Genomic DNA, 23,085 nt, shown 5'->3' with positions numbered 1-23,085 from the left:
TCCTACGCCTCCTTCCTTCTCCGCGGCAGAACGCCCACCTCGTGCTTGAACGGCTTGGCCGACGGCGTGTTCTCCGCCGACTCGCCGCGCTTGCGGCGGGCCACCTCGTCGAGCTGGACCACGAACGGCACGCCGCCCTCGATGGAGCGCACGTTCTCGGCGTCAGGGCACACGACCTCGATGGCCGCCTGCTCGCTGGCCAGATACACCATGGAGCCCTTCTCGGCCGCCATGAGCGCGCGCAGCTTGAGGCGGTCGTTGAGGGCGAGCAGCCCCTCGTCGGAGCCGAGGATCACCGAGAACGGCCCGTTCACGAGGGCGCTCGAGTAGGTGGTGCGCAGCGCCGTCTCGAAGGCGGCGCGCTCGGGGTCCATGCGGTCGATGTCATCCCACGAGCTGGCCGTCATGATGTGCGCCGCCATCTCCTGCGAGAACCCGTGGCGGCGGGCCAGCAGGTCGAACAGGTACGTGATGACCTCGGTGTCCGTCTGGAGCTCGCAGTCGTAGCCGAACTGCTCGACGTAGCGGCGGTTGGTGTCGTAGCTGGAGATCTCGCCGTTGTGCACCACCGACCAGTTGAGCAGCGTGAAGGGGTGCGCGCCGCCCCACCAGCCGGGCGTGTTGGTGGGAAAGCGCCCGTGCGCCGTCCACGCCCACGCCCGGTAGTCCTGGATGCGGTAGAACTCGCCGATGTCCTCCGGGTAGCCGACGCCCTTGAAGGCGCCCATGTTCTTACCCGACGAGGCCACGAAGGCGCCGTCGATCTGGCCGTTGACGTGGAACACGTGCTGCATGGTGTACTCGAACTCGTCCAGGCCGCTCATGTTGAGGCGCATGGGGTGCGGCGCCACGAAGTAGCGCCAGATGTCGGGCGGGTTCTTGATGGAGCCGACGCTCTCCGTGGGGATGCGCTCCTGCTTCTCGCTCATGAAGTGCTTGTCGAGGTAGGCTTCCGTCTCCGTGCGCGCGTCACGGCTCTCGTACATGATGTGAAACGCGTAGAGGTCCTTGTACTCAGGGTAGATGCCGTACGCCGCGAACCCGCCGCCGAGGCCGTTGCCGCGGTCGTGCATGAGGGCGATCGACTTCAAGATGTCGCTCCCGTCATGCCGACTGCCGCTGCGGTCCATGATGCCCGCGATGGCGCAGCCCGAGGGTATCCTGACGCGTCCCTCCCTGAGGCTTTCCCTGTTCTGCATGGATGTACTCCTCGTCTCATAGGCAAACGCCCCAGCCATGCAGGCGCCCTGCGCCCCCGCCGCAGACCCCACGGCCGAGCGCGAGGTCCGAGGTCACGCCCGAACCTGGAGCTGCGACCGCCTCGCACGCCGGAAGCGCCGACGCAGCTCGGCGGTTGGCGGGGGCGCAGGGCGCCTGCATCCTGTGGTCACACCAGCATAGGCGGCTATTGTTTCAGGCGCGTATGCTCCTCGTTTCCATCCTGTTTCGCGTGCGGCCCCGCGCAGACCGCGCGAGGCCGCACGCGTTCGAGAAGCTCAGGCCGCCGCCTTCAGGGCATCGAGCTCAACCAGCGCCTGGAGCAGGTCTATCCAGCTGTTGTAGTTGAAGAGCTCGGCGATTCTCGCAAGCCGGCGAGCGTAGCCCTCGTCAAGGGGAGGCAGACGACCCTCGGGCACCTCCGGCGCGAACATGCCTCCCCACGAAAGGCCGTCCTCGCCGCGCAGGAAGCGCTCCTTGCGCCAGGCCGCCCCGCAGGGAGGACGGCGCGCCCGCGCCGCGCCGAAGCCGAAGTACGTCATGGCCCAGAAGACGCTTCCCGCCGCGAGGCAGCGCTCCTTTTCGCACAGCGACCGCGGAACCCACATGCGCCGGCTGAGCGTCTCGGACCACGGCTCGAAGGCGAGCGGGAGAACTGAGCGCGCAAGGCGCCCCCACGCCCACGGCCTGCCGGCGCACGCGCGCTCGGCGCTGCCTTCCGCGTCCCGCAGCGCCGCGAGCCCCGCCACGCGAGCCGCTCCCCCGTCGAGCAGCGCGGCCATCTCAGGCACGTTGCCGCTGTCGAGGACGGCTGCCCCCACGCGCCGCCGCAGCGTGCCCCGCGCGTCAACCACCTCGAGCCGCTCCCAGGGGACGACGAGGCTCTCCGGATGCGCGTCCGCGCACGGCGGCACGTTGAGCATGCAGCGCAACGACGCCTCGATCTTTCGGGCGAGCGCCTCCGCGCAGGCCCCGTCAAGCGCGTCAACCGAGACGCGCCACCCCGCCTCGGCGCCGAGGACTGCCTCGAGGAGGTCGCGCGCGCCGCATGACGCCAGCGCCTCCCTCACCGTGATGACGTCATCTGCGCTGACCTCGAGCTCTCCGAAGCAGAACTGCCGACCGTTGCCACCTGACTGCACTGACATGCGGATCACCTCTTCATTTTTCGTACACCTGTTCTTTTTCGCAGCCAGTATAGCATGAATAAGGAACATTTGTTCAGAGAAATTCGCACTATTTTTCGAAATTTGCGGCAGTGCGAGGGATGCCTCGCCCGTGAGGCGAAAGCGCGCGGGCGCGCGTCAACCACGCCCCGGGGGCAGCGTCAGCCGCACGACGCCAAGCGTCGCCGCGCGCCCCTTCGGAGCCTGCGCGTCACCGCGCGCCGCCGTGCGCCCCCTCGGCCGCGTCCTCCACCACGAGCGGGCCCTCCACCTTGGCGTCCCTCGGCAGCACGAGCGACAGCACGATGGCCACCACGAACACCACGGCCACGCAGTTGGTGGCGAACACGCTCTGCACGAGCGCGGGAAACACCCCGAAGATGTCGCTCATCTGGGTGAACCCGATGCCCACCGCAAGCGAGAGCGCGGCGATGGTGATGTTGCGCTGCGAGAAGCCGGCGCTCGCGATCATCTGGAAGCCGCTCAGGATGATGTTGCCGAACATCATGATGGTGCACCCGCCGAGCACCGCCTCGGGCAGCGACGAGAACGCCAGGCTCACCACCGGCACGAACCCGGCCAGCACGAGCACGAACGCGCCCGTGGCGATGGCGCGGCGGTTCACCACCTTCGTCATGGCGATCAGCCCCACGTTCTGCGAGAACGACGTCACCGGCGAGCAGCCGAAGCAGCCCGAGAGCGTGCTCGTGAAGCCGTCGGCCACGATGGCGCCGGAAAGCTCCCTGTCAGACGGCGCGCGCTTGAACGCCACGGCCGTGAGCGCCGACACGTCGCCGATGGTCTCGGTAGCTGACACCAGGAAGATCAGCGTGACGGAGATGATGGCGCCCAAGTCGAGCTCGGGCGTCACCGGCATGAGCGTCGGCAGCGCGACGGGGGCGGCGCCCGCGAACACGCTGAAGTCGACCTTGCCGAGCGGGATGGCCACCACATAGCCCACGACCAGGCCGAACAGCACGGCGAGCTGCTTGGTGGTGCCCTTCGCCAGCGCCTGGAACGCCAGGCACGCCACGAGCGACACCGTGCCGAGCGCCAAGTTCTCCCACGAGCCGAAGTCCTCGGCGCCCGAGCCGCCGCCGAACGACGCCGCGCCCACGCTCAGAAGCGAGAACCCGATGGCCGTCACCACCACCGCCGCCACGATGGGCGTGATGACGCGCCGCCAGTACCGCGCGAACAGGCCGAGCACGCCCTCGATGACGCCGCCTGCGATGACGGCCCCGATGAGCGCGCCGTAGCCGGACGTCGCCGCGATGGTGCAGGCCACCGACACGAAGGTGAAGCTGATGCCCATGACGATGGGCAGGCCCGAGCCCGCGCGCCACACGGGGAACAGCTGGATGAACGTGCCGATGCCCGCGATGAGCATGGCGTTCTGGATGAGCAGCGCGCCCTGCTCGGAGGTGAGGCCCGCAGCCGCCGCGATGATGGCGATGGGCGCGAGGTTCGCCACGAACATGGCGAGCACGTGCTGGAGCCCGTACGGGAACGCCCGCACCAAGGGGATCTTCGCATCGAGCGACGAGAGCGCCGAGGCGTCCATCCCCCCGCTCATGCGCGGAACACGATCTCGCCCGTCTCGGCGTCCATGGACTCGATGATGGCGAGGGACTGCAGGTCGTAGCCGCGCTCGCGCAGGCTGTCGCCGCCGCCCTGGAATCCCTTCTCGACGGCGATGCCGATGCCCTCGACCACCGCGCCCGCGTTCTCGCAGATCTCGATGAGGCCGTTCAGGGCGCAGCCGTTCGCCAGGAAGTCGTCGATGATGAGCACGTGGTCGTCAGGGCCGATGCAGCGCGTGGACACGATGACGTCGAACACCTTGCCGTGCGTGAACGACTTGATGCGCGTGGCGTACACGGTGCCGTCGAGGTTGATGCTCTGCGACTTCTTCGCGAACACCGCCGGCACGCCGAAGCACTGCGCCGTCACGGCGGCGATGCCGATGCCCGACGCCTCGATGGTGAGGATCTTGTTGATCGGGCGGTCGGAGAACCGCCTCCACCACTCCCTCGCCATGGCGTCGAACAGAGCCACGTCCATCTGGTGGTTCAGAAACGAGTCGACCTTCAGCACGTCGTTGTCCTTCACCACGCCGTCGCGCCTGATGCGCTCTTCAAGCAGCCGCATAAGCCATCCTCTCCCTGTGTTGCGAAGAAGCCCGCGAGCAGGCCCCTCCATCCTGTTCAGACAGTTTAGCGAAAAGGAGCGCTCATGGGCAGGAGACGCGCAAGGAAAAGCAGGTCTCTTTGGCAAGCGCGCCGGGCGCACGCGTCGTGGCGCGTCCAGCGGCCGCGCCTCAGCGGTTGTCGACGCGCTCGGGGCTCAGGTCGTGGCCCGAGAGGCGCCGCCAGGCCACCTCCTCCCAGCGCGTGTCCGGGCGGCCGTAGTTGCAGTACGGGTCGATGGAGATGCCGCCGCGCGGCAGGAACTTGCCCCACACCTCGATGTACTTGGGATCCATGAGCCTGATCAGGTCCTTCATGATCACGTTCACGCAGTCCTCGTGGAAGCCCCCGTGGTTGCGGAAGCTGAACAGGTACAGCTTCAGGCTCTTCGACTCCACCATGCGCACGTCGGGCACGTAGCTGATGTAGACGGTGGCGAAGTCGGGCTGGCCCGTGATGGGGCACAGGCTCGTGAACTCGGGGCAGTTGAACTTCACGAAGTAGTCGACGTCCTGGTGCTTGTTGACGAACGTCTCGAGCACGGAGGGGTCGTAGTCATGCGGGTACGCCACGTTCTGGTTGCCCAGCAGCGTGAGGCTCTCAGCTTCGCTCATGGTCACTCTCCTTGAACGATCGGGCTCAGCGGCCGATCAGCGGGTCGGGGACATGGTTGGCGGCGAAGGCGCGGGCGCGGTCGATGCAGGTGCCGCAGGTGCCGCAGGGGGCGTCGCCGCCCTCGTAGCACGACCACGTGAGCTCGTACGGCACGCCGAGCGCGAGGCCCTCCCGCACGATGTCCGCCTTCGACCAGGTCACATACGGCGCCTCGAGCGTGAGCTCGCCGCCCGTGCCCTCCTCGACGGCCCGGCGCATGGCTTCGACGAACGCCGGCGAGCAGTCGGGGTAGGCGTCGCCCGCCCAGTCGTCGTGGTGGGCGCCGTAGAACAGCGCCGAGCACTCGAGCGAGAGCGCCATCGACGCGGCCGATGACAGGAACAGCCCGTTGCGGAAGGGCACGTACGTGCTCACGAGCGAGCCGTCCGCCTCGGCGAGCTGCTCGGCGTAGCTCGCCTGCGGGACGCCCTCGGTCGAATGCGCCAGAAGCGAGCAGTTGCTGTCGGCGAAGATGGCCCCGAGGTCGAGCGTGCGCTGATCGACGCCGTAGCGCTGCGCCACCGCGCGAGCCGAGTCCATCTCGCGCACGTGCCGCTGCCCGTACGTGATGCTCAGCGCGACCACGTTCTCGGCCCCGAAGTCGCGCACCGCGCGGGCCAAAAGCGTGGTCGAGTCCACGCCGCCCGAGCACAGCACGAGCGCGCGCCGCGGGCGCGCCGCCTCCTCGCGCACGCCGCCGGCCTGCGCGTCCCGAACGTCGCCGCCAGCCAGCGCGTCGCCGCCGGCCAGCGCCCCGCCTCGCTCCTCTTCCATCTACACGCCCCTCTCGCACGCGGGCCAGATGATCTTGTGCAGCTGCAGCTGCACCGTCACGCCCGTCAGGTCTTCTTCCTTCACGAACTCGACGATGTCCGCCGGCTCCATCGCGCCGAGCACCGGGCTTGCGTACACCGCGCAGCGCTCGCACAGCCCGAAGCGCTCGACGACCTGCCTCATCACGCGCAGGTCCTCCGCTGAGCCCACGACGAACTTCACCACGTCATCGCAGGTCAGATACGCGAAGTTGCCGGTGAGCATCGAGGGCTCCTCACCGCTCGAGGGCCCCTTGTAGTCCATGGTGAGCCCGAGCGCCCCGGCGCCGCGCAGCCCCAGCTCGTCGCGCAGCTGCGCGACCTTTCGCACGTCGACCGCGCCGTTCGTCTCGATCTCAACGAAGCGCGCCGGCGCCGCCACGTCAGCCAGCAGGGCGCGCACCAGCGGCAGGAGCAGCGGCTGCAGCAAGGGCTCGCCGCCCGTGAGCGTCACGCACGGCGTGCCAGCCTCGCGCGCGAAGGCCGCGAGCTCCTCCACGCTCAGGTGCTCCACGGGGCAGCCGGGCGCGTTCGCCCAGGCGGTGTCGCAGTACGAGCAGCTGAGGTTGCAGCCCGCGAAGCGCAGGAACGTCGCCAGGCGGCCCGCGTGCGCTCCCTCGCCGTTGATGCTCACGAAGCGCTCGGCCACGGGCATGGTCAGCGCGGACGGCTCGCCGCCTTGCCCGCGCGGCTCGCGTTGCGCGCGCGGCGCGTCCGCGCCCTGCGCACGGCCCGTCGCCTCGCTAGCGCCCACAGTAGATCGCGCAGTTGTTCGGCGTCTCGTACACGTCGACCTGGGACACCGGCAGGCCGCGCGCGTCCAGCTTGTCGAAGAAGTAGCGCGCCAGGTTCTCGGCCGTGGTGCGGAAGGGCACGACGGAGAGCGTGAAGCCCTCCTTCTCCAGGCACGCCAGCGTCTCAGGCGCAAGCGAGCCCTCCTCCACCACGAACGAGTGGTCGAGCCCCTCGGTGAGCTCGCGCAGGGCGCTCTTGAACGCGCCGAAGTCGACGACCATGTCCTTGCAGGTGCCGGCCTTCTGCAGCTCGTCCTGCTTGAGGTAGGCCACCACGCGCCAGCGGTGCCCGTGCAGGTTCTCGCACTTGCCGTGGTAGTCGGTGAGGAAGTGGGCAGCGTCGAAGCTGCTCTCAGTCTTGAGTCCGTACGTCATAGGCTCCTCCGAAGCACCGCGCCCGCATCCGCCCTAGCGGCCCAGCTTGGCGCGGATCGCGCTGATCTCGTTGCTCGCCCGCGACCAGTCGCGCGCGCCGAAGCCCGCCACGCCGGCGAGCACGAGCACCATGAGGTAGAACAGCATGTTCGCCACCATGTGGGAGGCGATCTCGACGCCCTGCTGGATGAGCGCCTGCTTGATCGCCGTGACCACCACGAACACCACGATGGCCGCGAGCACGCGGATGAGGCCGCTGCGCTTCTTCAGCTCGAGCTCGTCGAGCTGCGCGACCATGCGCTGCTTCTTGTTCTTGCCATGCCCCATGCCTGGTCCTTTCGCTTGCCGCCTGCGCGCAGGCGCTTGTCTTGCAGGGTATAAGTATAGTCGAGTTCGGGAAAAGAAAACCTCCCCGGGCGCAGGCCCGAGGAGGTTTCCACAAGGTTCAGCCGAGGTGCCGCAGCGCACGGAGGCGCGCGGTCCCCTGCCCGAGGGCGCCTCAGCCCCGAGGCCCAGCCCCAGGAAGGCGCGCCCCCAGAAAAGCGCGCCTAGGCGGTCGCGAGGTCCTCCGCCTCGACGACGGCAGCCTTCTTCGCGGGCGCGGGAGCAGCGGCCTTGTCGGTGAGCGCAGCCTCGAAGCCGAGCTCCTCGAGGGAGTGCAGCGCCTTCTGCTTGTGCACGTCGCGCAGCGGCGTGCGGCCGTACTTCGCGTTGTAGATGAAGAACGTGAACAGCGCCGTGATGGCCAGGCCGCACACGGCCAGGGCGAACGAGCCCAAGTGCAAGAGCGCGCCGTCAACATGGCCCATGAACAGGTCGAGGCCCACGTTGTACATGTTGTAGCCGCCCACGGTGATCATGACGCCGAAGCCCTCGCCGGAGAAGTTCATCAGCGCCGTGGAGATGCCGCACGGGGCCAGAATGCAGCCCACCATCCATGCCGTGATCAGGATGTGCAGGTGGTTGACCTTCGGCGTGATCTTCTGGACGATGATGTAGAGCAGCTGGAAGATGGCGGCCAGGATGCCGCCCACCACGAAGGCCCAGAAGAACAGCATGCCGCCCGTGGTCTTCTCCACCACGATGACGGGGTTGTTCAGGCCGAGCATGCCGCAGACGTAGCCGATGGCGATGCAGATGGCGGCGAACAGCACGTTGAACCACACGACGAACCACACGCAGTTCCACACGCACTTGCCGAACTTCTCGTTGCTCTTGGTCCACGGGCCGACGGCCTTCATGCCCACGGCCATGGCGAAGCCGGAGAACGGAAGCAGCGCGCCGAAGTCACCCCACTCCTCGACGTACTGGTAGACGGCGAGGCCGCCGAGCACGCAGCCGATGACGCCCATCGAGATGAGCGTGGCGCCGCCCATGAAGAACTCCATGGGAGTGCCGGCCAGCGCGAACTGCCAGAACGACAGGATGGCCTGCGCGATGAGCGCGAACATGCCTCCGATGAAGAAGGCGTAGACGATTGACTTGTATGGCTTCATTGATCATCCCCTAACCTTATGAGCCCAGACATGCAAAGGCCCGCGGCGCACAAGCGTCGTAGGCCCACGTGCGCGCGATCTCGTCTTCGCATATCCGCGCGCATGCTGCGTGCAAGCTTATCGGAGATGGGCTTTTCCGACCTCAACCTCTGGGTTCGATTCAGGTGGTTGACGAGGTGGAAAAACGGTACGAGGGCTGGAACTTGCCTGTTCCAGCCCTCGTCAGCTTCCTCTGTGCCGAACGTGCCGAGCGGCGGCCGCCCGCGTGCGCGCGGGCGCGCCGAATGCGGGCAGCCGGGTGCGGGCGCGCTAGTTGCCTGCCGCGCGCGCCGCCTCGTACGCCTCGATGAGCTTCTTGGTCACGTCATGCGGCGCGTCCTCGTAGCCCTCGACGGAGATCGTGTAGGAGCCCGAGCCGCGCGTGAGCGAGCGCAGCTCCTTGGTGTAGTTGATCACCTCGGCGTAGGGCACGCGGACCTTGATGACCGTCTCGCCCGCCTCGCCGGCGTCGGTGCCGATGATGCGGCCGCGGCGCGTGGAGATGTCGCCCATGATGGTGCCGGCGTACTCCTCGCCCACCGCGATGTCCATGGTGGCCATGGGCTCGAGGATCACGGGGCTGGCCTTCTCGCACGCAGCGCGGAAGCCGATGCGCGCAGCCGTCTTGAACGCCATCTCGTTGGAGTCGACGGAGTGGTACGAGCCGTCGAACACGACGCACTTGATGTCGACCATGGGGTAGCCCGCCAGGAAGCCCTCCCTCATGGCGTCCTGCACGCCCTTGTCAACGGCCGGGATCAGGCCGTTGGGGATGGCGCCGCCCTTGATCTCGTCCACGAACTCGTAGCCCGCGCCCGGGTTGGGCTCGAGGCGCAGCCAGCAGTCGCCGAACTGGCCGGCGCCGCCCGTCTGCTTCTTGTGGCGGCCCTGGGCCTCAGCGGTCTTGCGGATCGTCTCGCGGTAGGGCACGCGCACGGGGACGAGGCGCACCTCGACGCCGTTCTGGTCCTTCAGGCGCGCGAGCAGCATGTCGACCTGCGTGTCGCCCATGGCGGTGAGGACGGTCTGGTGCGTCTCCTCGTCGCGGCGCAGGCGGATGGTGGGGTCGGCCTCAGCGGCGCGGGCGAGGAAGGTGCCGAGCTTGTCCTCCTCCTTCTTGTTCACGGCCTCGATGGCGACCGGGTACTGCGGCGTGGGCAGGGCCAGGGGCTCGATGGCGATGTCTCCGGCAACCGACAGCGTGTCGCCCGAGCGCGTCTCGGTGAGCTTCGGCACCACGACGATGTCGCCGGCCTTGGCGCTCTTCACGTCCATGGGCTCCTTGCCCATCATGACCTGGATCTTGCCCAGGCGCTCCTTCTTGCCCGTGCGGGAGTTGATGAGCTCGACGCCCGGCTCCAGGTAGCCCGAGAGCACCTTCAGGAAGCTCAAGCGGCCCACGAACGGGTCGGAGATGGTCTTGAACACGAAGGCCGAGGGGCGCTTCGTCTCGTCGATGGGGATGGTGGCGCCGTCGGCCATCTGGCGGAAGCGGCCGTGGGAGCGCGGGTGCGGGAAGTACGTGCAGATGTCCTCCATGAGGCCCTGGACGCCCTGCATGATGATGGTGGAGCCCACGAACACGGGGACGATCAGGTCCTGGGCGATGGCCTTGTCGAGCAGCGACTCGAGCTCCTCCTGCGTGAGGCGCTCCTCGCCGTCGAGGTACTTCATCATGAGGTCGTCGTCAGCCTCGGCGACCAGGTCGCACAGCTTCTCGCGCGCCGCCTGGGCGATCTCGGCGTACTCGGCGGGGATCTCGTCGACGCGCTCCTCGGTGCTCGAGGCGTCATGGTAGCGGGCCTTCATGCGGATGACGTCGATCACGCCCTTGAAGTCCTTGTCGACGCCCATGGGGATGGTGACCGCGCCCAGGCGCGCGCCGAAGCGCGCGTGCAGGAGCGCCATGGCGGAGTCGAAGTTGGCGTTCTCGCGGTCGATGTGGTTGATGTACACGGCGCGCGACAGGCGCATGTTCTCGGCTTCGCGCCACAGCTTGGTGGTCATGACCTGTGGGCCGGCGACGGCGTCGACCATGAACAGGGCCATCTCGGCTGCCTGCATGGTTGCCAGCGTGTCGCCGATGAAGTCGGGATGCCCCGAGGTGTCGAGCACGTTGATCTTGTAGTCCTTGTAGGGAACCGGGGCGATGGAGGTGGAGATGGTGAACTTGCGCTTGATCTCCTCGGGGTCGTAGTCGAGGTAGGACTTCCCGTCGTGCGTCGTCCCCATACGCGGGGTCTTGCCGGAGACGTAGAGCATGGCCTCGGCGAGCGAGGTCTTGCCTGCGCCGTCCTGGCCTACAAGCACAACGTTACGCACATGTTCGGTAGCAGGAGCTGCCATGGTGACCACCAACTTTCGTGTTTTGCGGTTCGCGTTTCCCTACGTCAGGCGCGAACCGCTCGAGCCTTAACACAGACAAACTTGAGGCAGTGCGACGAACGGCCTGTGTGCGCCATCCGACGGCATTAAGTTTAGCGCAACTTGCGGACAATGGTGAGCAGGGAGCTGAGGTTGTTTGCCCGCGCGAACAGCAGGGACGCCTCAGGCCACCTCCCCTGGCGGGAGGCCGCCCATAATGCCGCGGGCGCGCTATAATGTAGAGTTCCGCTCCGCTTCCGCCGCGATGTCTGGAGGTCCGCCATGAGCATTCACCTCGCCAGGCCGACCGAGCGCAGCCGCCTTGCCAGGCCGCCCGAACGTAGCCGCCTTGCCGTGTCGCCCGAGCGCAGCCGCCTCGCCGCGCCGCGCCTCTTCCTCGGCATGCTCGTCATCGCCTTCGCGAGCTTCGTCGCGGGCGCCCTCAGCAGCCAGCCGCCTCCCGCCTCCCCCGTCCCTGCGCTGCTCGACGCGCTCGCGTTCATAGGCGCGCTGAGCGTGACGACGACGGTCGCGCTTCTGGCGGGGATGAGGGTCGCCCTGCGCCGCGCGGCGGCAGGGCGAGGGGACGAGGGAGGCGAAGGGGGCGCTTCGGGGGAGACGGCTGCGGATGCGGAGCGCGCCTTAGAGGAGATCGCCGGCGAGGAGCGCGCCTTGGGAGAGGACGCCAGCGAGGGGCGTGCCTTGGAAGAACCCGCGACGCCCGCGGAGCTCGCGGGTCCCGCGGGCGCCGGCGACGCGGCGCCCGTCGCGTTCGGCACGCGCCGCATCGCGCAGAGCGTCCGCCACCTGCTCGACCTCGAGCTTGACCGCTACGCGCTCACGCCCCAGGAGCTCGTCGTGGCCGAGCACATCCTGCGCGACGAGACGTACGCCGCCATCGGGCGGAGCCTGTACCTGACGGAGAGCACCGTGAAGTTCCACGCGCGCAACATCTTCGCCAAGGCGCACGTGAAGTCGAAGCGCGAGTTCATCGCGCTCATAGAGAACAGCATGGCGGGACTCCCCCGCTCGGAGAGCCCCGCCATAGGGAAACGTGCCGACGCGAGCGGATCGGTTGCGCAGCGTAGCGGCGCGAGCGGGTCGGCTGCGCGGCGCGGCGACGCTACAGCTCGGCGATGATGCGCTTCGCGCGCGCGGAGACCTCGGCCTTCGCCTTCTCCACGTCGATGGTCGAGAACGCGCCGTCGCGGTAGATCACCTCGCCGTCGCACATGGTGAGCACCACGTCGGAGCCCGAGCCCGCGAACACCACGTTGCAGAGCGCATCGGTCATGGGGCACCACTGCGGGCCCGTCACGTCGAGCACGCAGAGGTCGGCCTTGAAGCCCTCCTTGACGAGCCCGCTGTCCGCGCGGCCCTGCGAGAGCATGCCCGCGCGCGTGGCGGCGGTGATGACCTGCTTGGGCGTGATGATGGCCGGGTCGAGCGCATGGCCCTTGTAGATGAGGCCCATGAGGTACATGTCGGCGAACATGTCGTGGTTGTTGTTCGAGGCCATGCCGTCGGTGCCGAGGCACACGTTCACGCCCGCGTCGAGCATCTGGGCCAGCGGCGCGTACCCGCTGCCGAGCTTCATGTTCGACGCCGGGTTGTTCACCGCCGACACGCCGCGCCTGGCCATGATCTCGATGTCGGCGTCGTCGACCCACACGCAGTGCGCCGCGGTCACCGGCACGTCGAGCACGCCGATGGACTCGAAGTACGCGAGCGGGGTCATGCCGTCGTGGCGCTGCTTGCACTCCTCGTGCTCGGATGCGGTCTCGGAGAGGTGCAGGTGGATGGGCAGCCCCTTCTCCTTCGCGATGGCCGCGATGTCAGCGCAGGTCTGCGGGTTGGAGGTGTACTCGGCGTGGATGTTGTAGTCCATGCGGATGCGCCCGTCGGCCGCGCCGTGGAAGCGCGCCACGAAGTCCTCCATCTTCGCGCAGATGGCGTACTCGGAGAACGGCTTGGGCTCGAAGAACAGCTCGCACTCGCAGAGGTTCGCCTTCATGCCCGCCTCGGTGACGGCCTGGGCGCGCTCGGGAGTGGCGTAGTACATGTCCGAGAAGCTCACCGTGCCGTAGCGCGCCATCTCGGCGCAGGCCAGCACCGTGCCCCAGTACATGTCCTCGGGCGTCATCTTGCCCTCGAAGGGCCAGCACTTCTCGTTGAGCCAGCGCTGCAGCGGCAGGTTCTCGGCATAGCCGCGCAGAAGCGTCATGGGCGCGTGCGCGTGCGCGTTCACGAGCGCCGGCATCATGAGCTTGCCCGCGCCGTCGTAGGTCTCGCCGTACGCGTCGGCGTCGGCCGGCGCCGCGGCGCCGACGTACGCGATGCGGCCGTCCCTCACGCCGACCCACTGGTCGCTCTGGTAGTCGAGGTTCTCGTCGAGGATGCCGATGTTCTTGAAAAGCATGCGCGCCGCTCCCTTCCCTCGAGCCGCCCCGCAGCCTTGCAACGCGACTCGTTATAGGATTCAATCTAATACTTGCTAGTGATTCATTTTAGCGAAACCAGGGGAAAAGGGAAGAGGGACGACGCGAGAGTCCTACGCCCCCAAGCCGTTGAATCGCTCGAAGAACGCCTTCAGCCGGTCAAGAACGCGCTGCTTCGTCTCCGCATAGGCGTTCTGCGGCGCAAAGCGCGACGGCTTGCGCGTCAAGAGCGCCGAGACCTCGGTGCCGACCTCGGGGATGCCCCCTTCGGCAAAGGCCCGCAAGACCAAGGCGTGCGTCGCGTCGGCGTCAAGGCTTTCCTCCTCGATGATGGAGGAGAGTTCGCGTTCCTCGGCCTCTGCCACGTAGCGCTTCCAATCCTCGGTCACGTCATCGCTCGCGTTCAGCGAGTCGACGAACGCGTGGATCAGATCGCGCTTGTTGCGCAGGTCGTACGTGGAGCTGATCGCGCGCTCGATGTCGGCGACGATCACCTTGTCCTGGCAGTTCGTGTCATGGTACTTCTGGACCAGCATCAGGATGTAGTCGATGTTGACGTCCACGGTCTTGAGCAGCTCGACCTCGAATACCAGGTCATCGTTGATGATCTTCGCGTCGACGTCCGGCTTGCGGTACTTGTCGAAGAGGTCTGCGTACACGCTGCGATAATCCTGCTCGTCGCGCGCGCTCATGGGATCGTCGCCGGCGAACTCGTCAAAGCAGGCGAGGACGTTGCGCAAGCGCAGGATCACGCCGAACAGGCGAATGAACCTCTTCTCCGCCTCCTTCCCCGCGATGACGTCACCCAGGGGGAAGCACCCGTAGAGCTCGGCCAGCCGATCCCGGTACTCGCCCAGGTACTCCGCATAGGGCTTGAGCAACACCACGCCGTGGGCGTCCTTGTCCCCGAACAGGCTGATGGCGCTGTTGACCTCGTCCTCCAAGTTGCGAAAGCAGACGATGTTGCCGAAGTCCTTCACCGAGTTCAGGATGCGATTCGTGCGGCTGAACGCCTGAATGAGCCCGTGGGCGCGCAGGTCCTTGTCAACCCACAGCGTGTTGAGCGTGGTGGCGTCAAAGCCCGTGAGGAACATGTTGACCACGATGACCAGGTCTATCTGACGGCGCTTCATCTTGTCGGAGAGATCTTTGTAGTAGCCTTGAAAGCCCTCGGACGAGGTGTCGAAGCTCGTGGAGTACATGGCGTTGTAATCGGCGATGGCCGCCTCCAAGAAGTCACGCGAAGAGGCGTCAAGGCTGGCTACGTCGAAGGACTCGTCAGGCAGGCCGCATCCGTCATCAGCCTCGTTCGGCTGGAAGCTGAAGATGGTCGCCACCTTGAGCGGCGTGGCGCCTCGCTGCGCCTGGATGCGCTTGAACGCCGCGTAGTACACCTTCGCCATGTCAACTGAGGCGACGCAGAACAGCGAGTTGAACCCCATGACGCGCTGCCCCTTGAGCTTGTACGAGTACTGCCGCTTCGTCTTCTGCTCGTAGTGGTCGAGGATGTAGCTCACCACGAGGTCGACGCGATCCGCCGCCTCGTAGGCCCCCTTGCGGTAGATGTTGTAGACCTTCTCGTCGGGGAAGTCGTCGCGCTCCCTGATGGTCTTGATGTAGTCGATGCGGAAAGGCAGCACGTTGCCGTCGCGAATGGCATCCACGATGGTGTACGTGTGCAGCTTCTCGCCGAAAGCCTGCTCGGTCGTGCGAAGGTGCACGTTCTTGCCCGATCCGGCGTTCTCGGCGAAGATGGGCGTGCCCGTGAACCCGAACAGGTGGTACTTCCTGAAGTGCTTCGTGATGGCTTGGTGCATCTCGCCGAACTGGCTGCGGTGGCACTCGTCGAAGATGATCACCGCGTGCTTGTCGTACACCTCGTGCTTGGGGTTCTTCCTGATGAAGCATGCGAGCTTCTGGATGGTGGTCACCAGAATGCGGTTCTCGGGATCGGCCAGCTGCCGCGCCAGCACCGCCGTCGACTCGCTGCCGTCGACGGCGCCCTTCTCGAAGCGATCGTACTCACGCATGGTCTGATAGTCGAGGTCCTTGCGGTCGACCACGAACAGGACTTTGTCAACACCCTCCATGGCACTCGCCAGCTGCGCCGTCTTGAAGCTCGTGAGCGTCTTGCCCGAGCCCGTGGTGTGCCACACATAGCCGCCCGCCGCAGCCGTCCCCAGCATCTTCTTGTTGCTTTCCGCAACGAGGATGCGGTTCAGGATGCGCTCCGTCGCCACGATCTGGTAGGGGCGCATGACCAGCAGCAAGCCCTCCTCCGTGAGCACGCAGTACCTCGTCAGGATGTTCAAAAGCGTGTGCTTCGCGAAGAAGGTCGAGGTGAACGGCACCAGATCGCAGATGGGCATGTTGTCGGCCGCCGCCCACCAGCTGGTGAACTCGAAGCTATGGCTCGTCTTCTTCTTGGCGCCTTTCGAGCTTGAGCGCGCCTCTTCGATATGCCCCATGCGCGTCGTGTTGGAGTAGTACTTGGTGTGCGTGCCGTTCGATATGACGAAGACCTGCACGTACTCGAACAGGCCGCAGCCGCTCCAGAAGCTGTCGCGCTGGTAGCGCTCTATCTGGTTGAACGCTTCCTTGATGGCCACGCCGCGGCGCTTGAGCTCCACGTGCACCATCGGCAGGCCGTTGACGAGGATGGTCACGTCATAGCGGTTCTCGTACGAGCCTTCCTGCGTGTATTGGTTCATCACCTGCAGGCGGTTGTTGTGGATGTTGGCCTTGTCGATGAGCTTGATGTTCTTGCTCGTGCCGTCATCACGCACCAGCACCTGGACATGGTCTTTCTGGATGCGGTTCGTCTTCTCGGCAATGCCTTCGTTCTCGGCCGCGATGCTGCCTTGGAAGAACCGCTTCCACTCGCCGTCGGTAAACGTGACGTCGTTCAACGCCTCAAGCTGTCGGCGAAGATTGCTGACGAGCTCGCCCTCGCTGCCAACCTCGACGTACTCGTACGCCTGGCGTCGCAGCTGCTTGATGAAGGCCGCCTCCAGCTGGACCTCGGACTGGTACGCCGTCGAGCGGCTGCCTTCTTGGGGAGAGACTGCGCACACCGTGAACCGACCGCCGAAGGCCATGACGTCGAAGGTGACGTCACCAGGAAGGTCGTCAGATGCCCGCGAAGCTCCATCGCCGAGGCCGACGAGCTCGTATTCGTAGCGCTTCCCTTCCCCTGCGCTTGCCTGGTTGAGCACTTGTCTTCCCCTATCGTTCGTCATCTGCGCCCGCCTGCAAGTCCCTCATCTTGTACACGGCATAGCCCTCGTAATGGTAGCTCGCGTCGATGCCCTTCATGTACACGTCTCGGCTGTCAACCTCATTCGTCAGGGCATGCTTGAGCAGGTGCTTTATCTCGATGTCCTTGACGGGGCTGCGTTCCATGGCAAGCAGGTAGTCTTCCTTGTCGACGCTCCCCCAGTCAACCACGCAACCGAGCTCGCTCTTCAAGATGACGTCGAGCCAGATTCTCATGCTTCGCCCGTTGCCTTCGCGGAAAGGATGTGCAACGTTCATCTCCACGTACTTCTCGATGATCTCGTCAAAGGTGGATTGCGGCATGGACTCAACGTGCTCGAGCGCTTGGGCGAGATACATCACCGGCGCAAAGCGAAACGATCCTTTGGCGATGTTCACGTTGCGTATTTCACCGGCAAAGGGATAGATGTCGCCGAAGAGATGGGCATGGATGGACTTGAGGCTTTCCACCGTTCCCGGGCGCATGCGATTGAGCGCGCCTGTCTCGAAGAGCTCAAGCGCCCGCGTCTTGCTGAGCCGCTCTTCCACGCGCGCAAGCTCTACCTGGTCGGTAATGCCTAGTTTATTCTCAAGCGCCATCCCGGCTCCTCGCCTCTCCGTTGCCCCTACGCGACCTTCTCCTTGAAGGATAGCAGCTTGTCGCGATAATAGGCGTACTGCACCCGGCGCGCCTCGATCTCAGCCGGAAGACCAGCCGAGATGTCGTTCACCAGGGCGTCGAACTTGTCGAGCACCGCCACAATGTGAGCTTGCTCTTCGAGGGGTGGGACAGGGATCGGGGTTTCCTTTACAATGTCCGCGTTCAAATTGGAGACCGAGCTCGTATTTACCTTGTTCAGCCACACCCTTTGCACTGCATTAGATCTTAGCAAGTGATATAGAAAGTCCGACACGAACAGATCCTCAAAACCACTTAAAGACAGCCATCCGTCATGGATGCATCCATCAATTTGCAAGATATAAGGGCGTCCAAAGCTCATCGAATTCGACAGAATAAAACTGCCTGATGTGAGATACTTGGATTTTTTGGCACCAGCTAACGTAATCTTTTCCTTTGTTGAAGTGATGTACTTGCCCGCGGGATTCGCATCGCCAATCTTAATCCACGGGACACCATTTTTCGCATCGGTAACAAATTGTTTTATCGGCCTAGGAGAAGCACCTCGTTCGACAACCATGGTTTCACCTAGCGTCATGAGGGGCACCCCCCCCCGTTCGCTAAAATCGAGAAGCTTGTCACGATAGTAGGCGTACTGGCGCCTCCGCGCCTCGAGCTCGGCCTCGAGCTCGGCCTCGAGCTCGGCGAAGGAGTCTAGCACCCGAACGATCTCCTCCTGCACCTCCATAGGAGGAACAGGAATGCGAACATCCAGCAGCTTATTTGGAGTGACCTCAATAACCTTAGTACCGTGTGCGAGTTTTCGCTTTTGAATCTCAAACGCGCGGGAGTGGAAGTAATAGGTGAGATACTTTGGGTTCAACCTATGATGAATGATCGCCGTATGACCGCTAACGGCAACATCGCCATCTCCCAACCAGGTAACGCACTTGCACACATCGTCGATATTTTCGCTCGTTACCGCCATAATGATGTCGCCTTTTCTGGCAAGCTTAGATTTCGCAGCAGTATCCAATCCGATAAAGCTCAACGTCTTATCCGCATGGAGTCCATACTTCGTATAGATTTGACCATAATGGATGCAGGGGAAGCCTTCTTCAACAAAGTCCTTTTTCTGAAAGCTACCACCACGGGTCACGTCACCCACTTCTCCCAGCGTCTTATACTCTACCCCGTCGGGGCACAAACGCTCTATCAGTTCTTCAACCCTGCTCATCGGCATTTTTCCTTCGCCATCAGCACTCGCTCTTTTCGCCTCATCGAGTAGACCTCACGTTCCTAAACAACGCTCAAGCAGATTCGTGACGCAACGCGTCACGAATCGATCAGCCCCAAATGACTGCCCGCCAATCACGACAGGCTTTTCCGAAGTGCAATCCAAAGTGCAAATTTTGCACTTTGGGCGATCCCGTTTGCACTTTGGACGGGCTCGCTCTCCCAAACATATCCCTCCAGCTCGAAAGCCCAGGGCTTCATCTCGCTCATGACGCCTCGCCTTCCAAATCGGCCACGATGGCGTCTATGCGCTCGCGCAGCTCTTGCTCGCGCGCCACGATGCGGGCTATCTCGGCGTTGAGCGCCTTTATGTCCACCTCCTCGCGCATGTCCTCCTTCTCGACGTAAGACGACACCGACAGGTTGGCGTCGTTGGCGATCACGTCGTCGTTGGAAACGCGCTTGCTGAAGTGCTCCTCCTCGGAACGCCGTTCGATCACGTCCATGATGTGCTGGATGTTGCCCGGCATCAGCTTGTTCTTGGAGTCGCGGCGCTCGAACTCGGCGCTCGCGTCGACAAAGAGGACGTCGTTTGCGCTCTTCGATTTCTTCAGCACGATGACGCACGTGGCGATGGTGGTGCCGAAGAACAGGTCGGGCGGAAGCTGGATGACCGCGTCGACGAAGTTGTTCCGCACGAGGTACGCGCGGATCTTCGCCTCGGCGCCGCCGCGATACAGCACGCCCGGAAACTCGACGATGGCCGCCGTGCCGTCGGTGCTCAGCCAGCTGAGCATGTGCATGGTGAAGGCGAGGTCGGCCTTGCTGTCGGGCGCGAGCACGCCCGCCGGGCTGAAGCGCGGATCGTTGATGTTGAGCGGGTTCTTCTTCCCCTCCCACTTGATGGAGTAAGGGGGATTAGAGACGATGCAGTCGAACGGCTCGTCATCCCAGTGCTGCGGGTTTTTCAGCGTGTCCCCGAGCGCGATGTCGAACTTGTCGAAGTTGATGTCGTGCAGGAACATGTTGATGCGCGCAAGGTTGTAGGTGGTCAGGTTGATCTCCTGGCCGAAGAACCCCTTGCGCACCTTGTCCGCCCCGAGGATCTTCGCAAACCTCAGCAGCAGCGAGCCCGAGCCGCAGCACGGGTCGTACACCTTGCCGACCTCCGTGCGCCCGACGAGCGTGATGCGCGCCAGGAGCTCGCTGACCTCCTGCGGCGTGAAGAACTCGCCGCCCGACTTGCCGGCGTTGGATGCGTACATGGTCATGAGGTACTCGTATGCGTCGCCGAACGCGTCGATGCGGTTCTCCTTGAAGCTGCCGCCGAAGTCGAGCGACCCGATCTTCTCGAGCAGCGTCGCCAGCTTCTTGTTGCGCTCGGCCACTGTGTTGCCCAGCTTCGCGCTGTTCACGTCCATGTCATCGAAGAGGCCCTTGAGGTCGCCCTCGGACTCCGAGCCCACCGCCGAGCCCTCGATGTTCTTGAACACGCGCTCGAGCGTCTCGTTGAGGTTCTCGTCATGCCGCGCACGAGCGCGCACGTTCTGGAACAGCTCAGAGGGGAGGATGTAGAAGCCCCGCTCCTTGACCGTCTCACCTCGCCCGTATTCGGCCTCTTCATCAGAAAGACTTGCGTAGTCGAATCCGACGTTGCCCGACCTCGCCTCTTCGCTTGCCAGGTAGTCGCATAGGTTCTCGGAGATGAAGCGGTAGAACAGCATGCCCAGGATGTACTGCTTGAAGTCCCAGCCGTCCACGCTGCCACGCAGGTCGTCGGCTATGGACCAGATGGTTTTGTGCAGCTCTGCTCGCTGCTGCTCCTTTGTGGGCTCTGGCATGGGCGATGCTCCTTTGCGTAGGTCTCCCCTCCGGAGCATCTTATTCGCACAAAAGAAAAAGGTGCGAACCCTTTCGAGTCCGCACCTGAGAAATTGGTGGAGCATAGGGGGATCGAACCCCTGACCTCATGGCTGCCAGCCATGCGCTCTCCCAGCTGAGCTAATGCCCCGAAAAGTGCGAGGAATATATTAGCACAACCCTGCGCTTCGGCAAAGAAAAATTTGGGGAATTTTTCTTCCGCGCAGACGAGCCCTTCCTCGCCGGCCTTCGCCGACCAGCCGTCCGGCTGCCTGGCGCAAGTCGCTACTCGGCGTCCTTGGCGGCTGCGGCCTTCGCGATCTGCTCGATGATGGCGTCGAGCGCCCCTTCGGCCGCACACTCCTCGACCTTGCCCTCGTCGACCAGATGCGAGATGCCCGGATCCATCGGCAGCGTGGCCACCGCGGGGATCTCGTACTTCTCGGCCACGGCCGCGCCCTGGGGCTCGCCGAAGATGTAGTGCTTCTTGCCGCACTCGTCGCACTTGAAGTACGCCATGTTCTCCACCAGGCCGAGGACCGGCACCTCGAGGGAGCGCGCCAGGTTCACGGCCTTGCCCACGATCATGGCCACGAGCTCCTGCGGCGCCGACACCGTGACGATGCCGTCAACCGGCAGCGTCTGGAACACGGTGAGGAACACGTCGGAGGTTCCCGGGGGCATGTCGATGAGCATGTAGTCGACGTCGCCCCAGTTCGTCTCGGACCAGAACTGGCGTAGCACGCCGGTGACCACCGGGCCGCGCCACGCGACCGGCAGGTCGTCCTGGGGAAGCATGAGGTTCACCGACATGACCGGGATGCCGCTGGCGGACACCGCGGGGTTGATGCCGTCGGCGTCGGCCGTGAGGTGGTCCGTGATGCCGAAGGACTTCGGGATGGACGGGCCGGTGACGTCGGCGTCGAGGATGGCGACCTTCTTGCCGCGCTTGTTCAGCTCGCTCGCCAGAAGGCAGGTCACGAGCGACTTGCCCACGCCGCCCTTGCCGGACACCACGCCGATGACGTGCTTGATGGTCGAGCGCTTGTTCGTCTCCAGGGTGCTCGGGCCTGCGTCAGCCGTGCGATCGCCGCAGCCTGCGACGCCGCAGCTTGAGCACTCGTGCGTGCACTCTTCTTCTGCCATGGTTTTCCCTCTCTCGGGTTGCGGCCGCACCTGCGCTTTCGCGCGCGGCCTCTCGTCTTTTACAATGCGGATGATAGCACAACGAAGCGGGGCGGCCCGCAAGCCGCCCCGTCGTGCGTATTCTTTTGTTGTCCTCGTGCTACTCGGGCTTGACCGAGGCGTAGAAGGTGGCCTTGTCGAACAGGTCCTTGATGGACTGGCCGTCAGCGAACGGGAGCTCGAGGAACTCGGAGATGGTGGGCACCAGCTCGCTGCAGTCCATGTAATGGCCCTTCTCGTTGAGCTGCGTGGTGTCCTGGACGCGCCAATAGCGATCGTTCACGTCTGTCAGATAGTAGGTGGCTCCGTCAACGTCCATGTACACCGCATGGTTGGCATGGAGGTAGACCTGCAAGTCATCGTAGGATACTTCGAGCACCTCTGCTGCTTTCACTCCCATAACGACCCCTTTCCTTCCGAGGATTACGTTACCTCCATGATACCAAAACCGCATGAGGAGCCGCGGTGAAGTTTGACAAAGTTGGCGGCGCGTGCGCTGCGCGGGCGCGAGGGGCGGAAACGCGACGCAGGCGGCCCGCGGCGCGGGCGGTGACGCAGGCTGCGGCGCGGGTCGCGGGACGAGCAGGCGAACGGCGCGGCGCGGGCTACGCGCGGGCGGCGAAGTACCGGGTGGCGATCCGGGCCGACTCGGCGGCGTCCTTGGCGTAGAAGTCGGCCTTGATCTGGTCGGCGTATTCCTGCGTGAGGACGGCGCCGCCCACCATGACGGCGACGTCGGGAAGCTCGGCGTGCAGAAGCGCGATGGTGCGCTCCATGGCGCGCACCGTGGTGGTCATGAGCGCCGAGAGCCCCACGAGGCGCGCGCCGCTCTCGCGGGCGGCGGACACGACGCGCTCAGGCGGCACGTCGCGCCCCAAGTCGATGACGGGAAACCCGTAGTTCTCGAGCAGCATCTTGACGATGTTCTTGCCGATGTCGTGGATGTCTCCCTCGACGGTGGCCACGATGATCGCGCGCTCGGGCGCCGGCGCGGCGGCGCCTGGGGCGCCTTCCGCGCTCGCGGCGCCTTCCGACCCTGGCCCCGCGGGCGCCCCCGTGCCCTGCACGCGGTCGCGCACCACGTCGAAGCCCGCCTTCACGGCCTCGGCAGCGGCCATGAGCTGCGGCAGGAAGAACGCGCCCGCGTCGTAGCGCTCCCCCACCACGTCGAGCACGGGCACGAACACGTCGTTGATGACGTCGAGCGGCTCGTGCGCCTCGAGCAGGTCACGCGTGGCCTGCGCCATGGGCTGGGAGCGGCCTGCGAGCACGAGCTGCGCGATGCGCGCCACCTGGTCGGCCGCGTCGGCGAACGTGGGCGTGACGGCGATGGGGCAGGCGCCCGCCGCCGCGGCGCCCCCGGGGCCGCCTGCGCCCGCCGCGCT

General features: G+C 65.1%; 21 protein-coding genes and 1 tRNA gene. 1 reads left to right on the top strand and 21 read right to left on the bottom strand.

Annotated features, from left to right (window positions below; genetic code table 11):
• Positions 1–2: 2 nt before the first annotated feature.
• The 11 genes from HRL41_RS04595 to HRL41_RS04545 all read right to left on the bottom strand — a co-directional run bounded on the left by HRL41_RS04595 (position 3) and on the right by HRL41_RS04545 (position 11,089).
• Entirely contained in the window at positions 3–1,199 is a 1,197-nt protein-coding gene (locus HRL41_RS04595) for a glutamine amidotransferase family protein (RefSeq protein WP_172135757.1), read from the bottom strand.
• A 297-nt stretch (positions 1,200–1,496) separates the two neighbouring features.
• Positions 1,497–2,366, bottom strand: coding sequence for a hypothetical protein (locus HRL41_RS04590; RefSeq protein WP_172135756.1), 870 nt, complete (start codon positions 2,364–2,366; stop codon positions 1,497–1,499).
• A 229-nt stretch (positions 2,367–2,595) separates the two neighbouring features.
• On the bottom strand, positions 2,596–3,960 hold the full coding sequence (locus HRL41_RS04585) for a uracil-xanthine permease family protein (protein WP_172135755.1): 1,365 nt from the start codon (positions 3,958–3,960) through the stop codon (positions 2,596–2,598).
• A complete protein-coding gene (locus HRL41_RS04580) occupies positions 3,957–4,535 on the bottom strand; it encodes a xanthine phosphoribosyltransferase (RefSeq protein ID WP_165172278.1) in 579 nt (192 codons plus the stop codon). The genes HRL41_RS04585 and HRL41_RS04580 overlap by 4 nt, the downstream gene beginning before the upstream one ends.
• 169 nt (positions 4,536–4,704) lie before the next feature.
• Complete coding sequence (gene queF, locus HRL41_RS04575) at positions 4,705–5,187, bottom strand: preQ(1) synthase (RefSeq protein ID WP_172135754.1); 483 nt, start codon at positions 5,185–5,187, stop codon at positions 4,705–4,707.
• A gap of 25 nt (positions 5,188–5,212) precedes the next feature.
• Entirely contained in the window at positions 5,213–6,001 is a 789-nt protein-coding gene (gene queC / locus HRL41_RS04570) for a 7-cyano-7-deazaguanine synthase QueC (RefSeq protein WP_172135753.1), read from the bottom strand.
• Entirely contained in the window at positions 6,002–6,793 is a 792-nt protein-coding gene (queE, locus tag HRL41_RS04565; RefSeq protein ID WP_216662511.1) for a putative 7-carboxy-7-deazaguanine synthase QueE, read from the bottom strand.
• The gene (locus tag HRL41_RS04560; protein WP_172135752.1) at positions 6,783–7,208 is read right to left on the bottom strand and encodes a 6-carboxytetrahydropterin synthase; all 426 of its coding nucleotides are present in this window, start codon (positions 7,206–7,208) and stop codon (positions 6,783–6,785) included. The genes queE and HRL41_RS04560 overlap by 11 nt, the downstream gene beginning before the upstream one ends.
• Before the next feature lie 33 nt (positions 7,209–7,241).
• Positions 7,242–7,535, bottom strand: coding sequence for a hypothetical protein (locus HRL41_RS04555; RefSeq protein ID WP_165172270.1), 294 nt, complete (start codon positions 7,533–7,535; stop codon positions 7,242–7,244).
• A gap of 221 nt (positions 7,536–7,756) precedes the next feature.
• Positions 7,757–8,704, bottom strand: a complete 948-nt coding sequence (locus HRL41_RS04550) for a SpoVA/SpoVAEb family sporulation membrane protein (protein ID WP_172135751.1) — start codon at positions 8,702–8,704, stop codon at positions 7,757–7,759.
• A 309-nt stretch (positions 8,705–9,013) separates the two neighbouring features.
• Positions 9,014–11,089 (bottom strand): translation factor GTPase family protein, encoded by a 2,076-nt coding sequence (locus HRL41_RS04545; RefSeq protein WP_172135750.1) that lies wholly within the window; start codon positions 11,087–11,089, stop codon positions 9,014–9,016.
• A gap of 300 nt (positions 11,090–11,389) precedes the next feature.
• On the opposite strand from HRL41_RS04545, the gene HRL41_RS04540 reads away from it, so the two are divergent.
• A complete protein-coding gene (locus HRL41_RS04540) occupies positions 11,390–12,247 on the top strand; it encodes a helix-turn-helix transcriptional regulator (protein ID WP_172135749.1) in 858 nt (285 codons plus the stop codon).
• On the opposite strand, the gene HRL41_RS04535 is transcribed toward HRL41_RS04540, so the two are convergent.
• From HRL41_RS04535 to HRL41_RS04495, 10 genes are all read right to left on the bottom strand, one after another.
• On the bottom strand, positions 12,231–13,526 hold the full coding sequence (locus HRL41_RS04535; RefSeq protein ID WP_172135748.1) for an amidohydrolase: 1,296 nt from the start codon (positions 13,524–13,526) through the stop codon (positions 12,231–12,233). The two genes, HRL41_RS04540 and HRL41_RS04535, sit on opposite strands and share 17 nt — an antisense overlap.
• Before the next feature lie 132 nt (positions 13,527–13,658).
• The gene (locus HRL41_RS04530; protein WP_216662509.1) at positions 13,659–16,784 is read right to left on the bottom strand and encodes a type I restriction endonuclease subunit R; all 3,126 of its coding nucleotides are present in this window, start codon (positions 16,782–16,784) and stop codon (positions 13,659–13,661) included.
• On the bottom strand, positions 16,771–17,400 hold the full coding sequence (fic, locus tag HRL41_RS04525) for a protein adenylyltransferase Fic (RefSeq protein WP_172135747.1): 630 nt from the start codon (positions 17,398–17,400) through the stop codon (positions 16,771–16,773). The genes HRL41_RS04530 and fic overlap by 14 nt, the downstream gene beginning before the upstream one ends.
• Before the next feature lie 26 nt (positions 17,401–17,426).
• Positions 17,427–18,656, bottom strand: a complete 1,230-nt coding sequence (locus tag HRL41_RS04520; RefSeq protein ID WP_172135746.1) for a restriction endonuclease subunit S — start codon at positions 18,654–18,656, stop codon at positions 17,427–17,429.
• Between the two features lie 134 nt (positions 18,657–18,790).
• Positions 18,791–18,925 (bottom strand): hypothetical protein, encoded by a 135-nt coding sequence (locus HRL41_RS12315; protein WP_256368279.1) that lies wholly within the window; start codon positions 18,923–18,925, stop codon positions 18,791–18,793.
• Positions 18,922–20,496 carry a type I restriction-modification system subunit M gene (locus tag HRL41_RS04515; protein ID WP_172135745.1) on the bottom strand — a complete coding sequence of 525 codons (1,575 nt, stop codon included), beginning with the start codon at positions 20,494–20,496 and terminating at the stop codon, positions 18,922–18,924. The genes HRL41_RS12315 and HRL41_RS04515 overlap by 4 nt, the downstream gene beginning before the upstream one ends.
• A gap of 94 nt (positions 20,497–20,590) precedes the next feature.
• Positions 20,591–20,666: transfer RNA gene (locus HRL41_RS04510), tRNA-Ala, on the bottom strand.
• Positions 20,667–20,800: 134 nt separating this feature from the next.
• The gene (locus HRL41_RS04505; protein WP_172135744.1) at positions 20,801–21,661 is read right to left on the bottom strand and encodes an Mrp/NBP35 family ATP-binding protein; all 861 of its coding nucleotides are present in this window, start codon (positions 21,659–21,661) and stop codon (positions 20,801–20,803) included.
• Positions 21,662–21,800: 139 nt separating this feature from the next.
• The gene (locus HRL41_RS04500; RefSeq protein ID WP_172135743.1) at positions 21,801–22,100 is read right to left on the bottom strand and encodes a CDP-alcohol phosphatidyltransferase; all 300 of its coding nucleotides are present in this window, start codon (positions 22,098–22,100) and stop codon (positions 21,801–21,803) included.
• A 205-nt stretch (positions 22,101–22,305) separates the two neighbouring features.
• Positions 22,306–23,085: cobalamin-dependent protein (locus tag HRL41_RS04495; protein WP_216662507.1), on the bottom strand; the 780-nt coding region annotated here is incomplete at its 5' end.

The organism is Adlercreutzia sp. ZJ473 (assembly GCF_013185065.1).
Lineage (GTDB): Bacteria > Actinomycetota > Coriobacteriia > Coriobacteriales > Eggerthellaceae > CAAEEV01.
Note: the sequence above shows the minus strand (reverse complement) of the source record. Positions and strands in the feature narration are given on the sequence as shown.

Coding starts and splice junctions, on each gene's coding strand:
- HRL41_RS04515 (WP_172135745.1), bottom strand. CDS start 20,496: ATGCCAGAGCCCACAAAGGAGCAGCAGCGAGCAGAGCTGCACAAAACC.
- HRL41_RS04595 (WP_172135757.1), bottom strand. CDS start 1,199: ATGCAGAACAGGGAAAGCCTCAGGGAGGGACGCGTCAGGATACCCTCG.
- HRL41_RS04540 (WP_172135749.1), top strand. CDS start 11,390: ATGAGCATTCACCTCGCCAGGCCGACCGAGCGCAGCCGCCTTGCCAGG.
- HRL41_RS04500 (WP_172135743.1), bottom strand. CDS start 22,100: ATGGGAGTGAAAGCAGCAGAGGTGCTCGAAGTATCCTACGATGACTTG.
- HRL41_RS04505 (WP_172135744.1), bottom strand. CDS start 21,661: ATGGCAGAAGAAGAGTGCACGCACGAGTGCTCAAGCTGCGGCGTCGCA.
- HRL41_RS04520 (WP_172135746.1), bottom strand. CDS start 18,656: ATGAGCAGGGTTGAAGAACTGATAGAGCGTTTGTGCCCCGACGGGGTA.
- queF (WP_172135754.1), bottom strand. CDS start 5,187: ATGAGCGAAGCTGAGAGCCTCACGCTGCTGGGCAACCAGAACGTGGCG.
- HRL41_RS04560 (WP_172135752.1), bottom strand. CDS start 7,208: ATGACGTACGGACTCAAGACTGAGAGCAGCTTCGACGCTGCCCACTTC.
- HRL41_RS04580 (WP_165172278.1), bottom strand. CDS start 4,535: ATGCGGCTGCTTGAAGAGCGCATCAGGCGCGACGGCGTGGTGAAGGAC.
- queC (WP_172135753.1), bottom strand. CDS start 6,001: ATGGAAGAGGAGCGAGGCGGGGCGCTGGCCGGCGGCGACGCGCTGGCT.
- HRL41_RS04585 (WP_172135755.1), bottom strand. CDS start 3,960: ATGAGCGGGGGGATGGACGCCTCGGCGCTCTCGTCGCTCGATGCGAAG.
- fic (WP_172135747.1), bottom strand. CDS start 17,400: ATGGCGCTTGAGAATAAACTAGGCATTACCGACCAGGTAGAGCTTGCG.
- HRL41_RS04555 (WP_165172270.1), bottom strand. CDS start 7,535: ATGGGGCATGGCAAGAACAAGAAGCAGCGCATGGTCGCGCAGCTCGAC.
- HRL41_RS04550 (WP_172135751.1), bottom strand. CDS start 8,704: ATGAAGCCATACAAGTCAATCGTCTACGCCTTCTTCATCGGAGGCATG.
- HRL41_RS04545 (WP_172135750.1), bottom strand. CDS start 11,089: ATGGCAGCTCCTGCTACCGAACATGTGCGTAACGTTGTGCTTGTAGGC.
- HRL41_RS12315 (WP_256368279.1), bottom strand. CDS start 18,925: ATGAGCGAGATGAAGCCCTGGGCTTTCGAGCTGGAGGGATATGTTTGG.
- HRL41_RS04535 (WP_172135748.1), bottom strand. CDS start 13,526: ATGCTTTTCAAGAACATCGGCATCCTCGACGAGAACCTCGACTACCAG.
- HRL41_RS04530 (WP_216662509.1), bottom strand. CDS start 16,784: ATGACGAACGATAGGGGAAGACAAGTGCTCAACCAGGCAAGCGCAGGG.
- HRL41_RS04590 (WP_172135756.1), bottom strand. CDS start 2,366: ATGTCAGTGCAGTCAGGTGGCAACGGTCGGCAGTTCTGCTTCGGAGAG.